The sequence below is a fragment of the Pseudomonas rhizoryzae genome, from assembly GCF_005250615.1.
Classification (GTDB): Bacteria; Pseudomonadota; Gammaproteobacteria; order Pseudomonadales; family Pseudomonadaceae; genus Chryseomonas; species Chryseomonas rhizoryzae.
In genome coordinates this window covers 1-4,433 of sequence record NZ_SULM01000035.1, presented here as the reverse complement: position 1 = coordinate 4,433, position 4,433 = coordinate 1, and the positions used below count along the sequence as shown (strand labels likewise).

Below are 4,433 nucleotides of genomic sequence, written 5' to 3'. Positions count from 1 at the left end.
TTCGCTCGTCTGGAGCGGCTGACGGCGCTGGAGCTGCGCGATCATGCCGACGAGCACGTGGCGATATCCGGCGCGGCCGCTCAGTTGGCAGCCAAACGCGCAGGAGCCGATCAGCATCGGCGCCTAGCGCGGCTGTTGGCGGAGTTCGCTACGGAGGTGGACGTGAAGCGGCAGAGACAACTGGATGCGCGCTTCCACATCGAGATCGCGGTAGCCGCCCAATCGGTGCGGCTGACCCATAACGAGGTACGGTTGCAGGCCGAATTGGGTGAGTTGCTGTGGCTGCCCTATCGCGGCCAGCCGGATATCGCAGCGATGCGGGTTGAGCATCAGGCGATTCTCGAAGCCATAGTCAGCAACGACGCCAACCTTGCCGGAGCCCTCGCTCAGGCACATGTCAGTCGAGAACTACGCAGGCTGACCGCTCTGAAGCTTGAGGTCATGGCCGCCGACTGATTGTTGGAGCGGAACTTGCTTCGCTGAAGCGAGACGGCCTCTGTCTCACTCACTGACGGTGAGGGGAAAACGAGGTGAGGAGTTCGATATGAAAGATTCTACAACCCAGGCCCCAGAACTGTTGAAATTTGCTGCGCAAATCAACGTTTCGATCAGTAACGTTTTCGCCGGGTTACGTAACCTTGAGGTCGCTGTCGGCGGGCTTTGGCGTGAGCGCCCTGGCGCTGTACAGGTGCTCGATTCCAAGGAGCTCGCGGTGTTGCAACAGGACGTTCTCCGCCTGCTGGCGGTCAAGGACGTCCGGCTGCATGGTGCGGGGATCGTCTTCGCACCCGGTCAGGTACGCGATCGAGAGATGCATCTGGAGTGGTGGTGTCGCGGCGCTGAAGGGGATATTCGCCCGCTCAACCTGAACTTCAATCGCCTCAGCGAGCGTTTCTACGATTACGAATCCATGCCCTGGTATGTCCAGGCTCGGCAGTCCGGCAAGCCCTGCGCAGCGGGCCCCTTCGTCGATCTCTACGGTACGGAAGAGTACATCGTCGCCTTTTCCGTGCCGATCTTCGTGCGCGAAAGATTCATCGGGGTGGCGGCGGCTGACGTGTGTCTGGAATCTCTCGAGCCGTTGTTGATCAAGGGCCTGATGAAGATGAAGAACGAGGCGCTGGTCTTGAATGCCGAGGGCCGGGTTCTCGCTGCCAATACGGTGAGCTGGTCGGCCGGCGACCTGGTTGCCCTGAACGAAGAGAGTCAGGCGGCGAATTCCTGCCGACTCGGGCTGGAAGCCAATCCGTTCTGGACCGTGGTCGAGCGTGGGATACCCCGTTCTCAGAGTCTGGCTTTCTGAAACGACGGCCTTTGTATCGTCCGGTGAGCTAACCGGCTGAACCGCTAGGGAGCCTTTCTGCCCCGTAGCGGTTCGCGGATGCACTCTTCTGGTTCGATTCCGATCTAGCGATCAAGGCCCATGCAGAGGTACTTGATTTCCAGATAGTCGTCGATACCGTACCTGGAGCCTTCGCGGCCGACACCGGAGGCCTTGATGCCGCCGAACGGCGCGACCTCGGTGGAGATGATCCCGGTGTTGATGCCGACGATGCCATACTCCAGCGCTTCCGCAACGCGAAAGACCCGGCTTAGGTCGCGCGCGTAAAAGTAGGCGGCCAAGCCATACTCGGTATCGTTGGCTCTTTCGATCACCTCATCTTCGCTGGTGAAACGAAACACCGGCGCCAGCGGGCCAAAGGTCTCTTCGTGGGCGACCAGAGCTGTAGCGGGGACATCCGCCAGTACCGTGGGCTGGAAAAAGGTGCCCCCCAGCGCATGAGGCTTGCCGCCGCTTACCAGACGAGCCCCCTTACTCAAGGCGTCGGCAATGTGCTCGCCGACCTTGGCCACAGCCTTGCCGTCGATCAGCGGGCCGGTGGTGACGCCTACTTGGGTACCATCGCCCAGCACCAAAGAGCCGACGGCCTGGGCCAGTCGCGCCACAAAGTTGTCGTACACGCCAGCCTGTACGTACAGGCGGTTGGCGCAGACGCAGGTTTGACCGTTGTTACGAAACTTTGAGATCAACGCTCCCTCGACGGCAGCCTCCACATCGGCGTCGTCGAAAACGATGAAAGGCGCGTTGCCACCTAGCTCCAGGGATACCTTCTTGATGTCCTGCGCGCATTCAGCCATCAGTTGGCGGCCAATCTCAGTGGAGCCCGTGAAACTGAGTTTGCGCACCAGCGGATTACTGGTCAGTTCGCCGCCCACTTCGCCCGCAGAACCGGTCACGACGCTGAGCACACCGGGCGGAATGCCTGCCCTTTCGGCCAGCTCTGCCAGCGCCAGGGCGGAATAGGGCGTCTGGCTGGCTGGTTTGAGCACCATGGTGCAGCCTGCCGCCAGGGCCGGGCCAGCCTTGCGGGTGATCATGGCCGAAGGAAAGTTCCAGGGCGTGATGGCTGCGGTGACGCCGATAGGCTGCTTGATGACCAGCAGACGCTTGTCGGGTTGGTGGCCCGGAATCACATCGCCATAGACACGTTTGGCTTCTTCGGCGAACCATTCCAGGAAGGACGCCGCATAGGCGATCTCCCCGCGCGACTCACTCAGTGGCTTGCCCTGCTCCCAAGTCATCAGGAGCGCGAGATCGTCCTGATTTTCCAGCATCAGCTCGAACCAGCGACGCAGGCGCTGGGCTCGCTCCTTCGCGGTGAGGGCGCGCCAGCCGGGAAGGGCTCGTTCGGCGGCCTGGATGGCTCGGCGGGTTTCTACCGCTCCCAGTTTCGGTACGCTACCGATGATTTCACCGTTGGCCGGGTTGGTCACGGTGAGGGTCTGGCCGCTGTCGGCCGCGACCCAATTGCCATCGAGGTAGGCCTGCTGACGAAGCAGGCGGGGATCTTTTAGTTGCACGCTATTCATCCTTGCACTTGTCCGGGGCGGCTCAGCCGTGTACCCGTTGATTCACTGGGCTTTTGCTGCGGCCACTGTCGGCGTCCCGGTCGCCGAGCAGCGTCCGGACCTGGTCGACGATATGGCCGCCAATGGGAATGGCTGACGTGGCTGCGGGCGAAGGGGCATTGCACACGTTGATGCTGCGGGGCGTTTTGACGAACAGGAAGTCGTCGATGAGCTTGCCTTGACGAGAGACGGCTTGAGCTCTCACCCCGGCTGGATAAGGTTTGAGGTCCTCTGTGGTCAGGCTCGGGCAATATTTCTGCACCTGCTTGAGATAGCCGCCCTTGAACAGCGAATTCTTCATCTCGATCAGACCAGGACGCAGATTTTTCGCCAAGACTTTGAGCACACCTGGGCAGGTCAGCGTTTCCCAGAGGTCGCGCCCTGACACATCGCGCTTGCGATAGCCTTCCCGCTTGAGCGCCAGTACGGCATTGGGACCTACCGTCACGCTGCCATCGATCATCCGGGTCAAATGCACCCCAAGGAAGGGCATAGCCGGGTCCGGAATGGGATAGATCAGGTGATTGACGATCTGGTTATGTTGCTGGGGCAGCAAATAGTATTCGCCGCGGAAGGGGCAGATCACGAAGTCAGGCGTGAGTCCCAGCATCCGCACCACGCGATCCGCCATCAATCCAGAGCAGGTGATCAGGTAGCGACTTTGGATTTCATCCTGACGTGTCCGGATCACGACCTCGCTTGCACGTTCTTCCAGGCACACTACTTCCGAGTTGAAGCGAATTTCGCCACCGGCTGCTATGAAGGCGCGCCCCATGGCGGCGGTCACTTCGGCGTAGTTCACGATGGCGCTGGAGGGGACGAAGATCCCCCCCTCCCCCACGATATTGGGTTCCCGCTCGCGCAATTCGGCCGCCGAAACCCAGTGACGCTCCAGGCCATTGGCCGCGGTACGCTCCCATAGCGCCTTCATGCGCGCCATTTCCAGGTCGTTGGTAGCGACCAGGAGCTTGCCGCATTCATCGAAGCGAATACCCTGTTCCTGGCAGAACGCCTTGGTGGCCCGGTTGCCCTCCAAGCAGAAGCGCGCCTTGAGGCTGCCGGGGGTGTAGTACACCCCCGCGTGGATGACTCCGCTGTTATGACCGGTTTGATGCTGAGCCGGACCGGACTCCTTTTCCAGCAGCAGTATGCGAGCGTCCGGGTATACCTGGATCAGCTGCATGGCCGTGGACATCCCCACGATGCCACCGCCGATAATTACGAAATCGTGCACAGGATCACCTCGCGCACCTGATTGTCTTGAATCGAGTACCGCGGGAAACGACTGCTTCCCGCAGCGTCCCTTACTGACCGCGCTGATAGGCGACTTTCGGATAGGAGACATAGCCGCGCTGGCGCATCAGCTCGCGGCGCAGGCCCTCGTGCGGGGTAAAGCGATCCCGACCGTGCAGCCAGAAGAGATTGTTGATCAGCAGCAGGCTGCCGACCGGTACTGGTATGGACAGCTTGCGCTCGCTACCTTCCAGGGATTCCGACAGCGCATTCAGCCAGATGCCTTCCTC

The 4,433-nt window shown here is 61.1% G+C and carries 5 protein-coding genes; 2 read left to right on the top strand and 3 right to left on the bottom strand.

Annotation, left to right across the window (positions count from 1 at the left end; translation table 11 throughout):
- Both FAZ11_RS24530 and FAZ11_RS24525 read left to right on the top strand, forming a co-directional pair.
- The coding region (locus tag FAZ11_RS24530; RefSeq protein WP_137283179.1) for an FCD domain-containing protein at positions 1 to 456 on the top strand (456 nt) is incomplete at its 5' end.
- A 232-nt stretch (positions 457 to 688) separates the two neighbouring features.
- Positions 689 to 1,303, top strand: a complete 615-nt coding sequence (locus FAZ11_RS24525; protein WP_241667496.1) for a cache domain-containing protein — start codon at positions 689 to 691, stop codon at positions 1,301 to 1,303.
- 104 nt (positions 1,304 to 1,407) lie between these two features.
- Here the strand turns inward: FAZ11_RS24525 and gabD are convergent, their stop codons facing one another.
- The 3 genes from gabD to FAZ11_RS24510 all read right to left on the bottom strand — a co-directional run.
- Positions 1,408 to 2,862, bottom strand: a complete 1,455-nt coding sequence (gene gabD / locus FAZ11_RS24520) for an NADP-dependent succinate-semialdehyde dehydrogenase (protein ID WP_058760857.1) — start codon at positions 2,860 to 2,862, stop codon at positions 1,408 to 1,410.
- Between the two features lie 31 nt (positions 2,863 to 2,893).
- Positions 2,894 to 4,144 carry an L-2-hydroxyglutarate oxidase gene (lhgO, locus tag FAZ11_RS24515; RefSeq protein ID WP_058760858.1) on the bottom strand — a complete coding sequence of 417 codons (1,251 nt, stop codon included), beginning with the start codon at positions 4,142 to 4,144 and terminating at the stop codon, positions 2,894 to 2,896.
- 70 nt (positions 4,145 to 4,214) lie between these two features.
- On the bottom strand, positions 4,215 to 4,433 hold a 219-nt coding region (locus FAZ11_RS24510; RefSeq protein ID WP_193557488.1), incomplete at its 5' end, for a carbon starvation induced protein CsiD.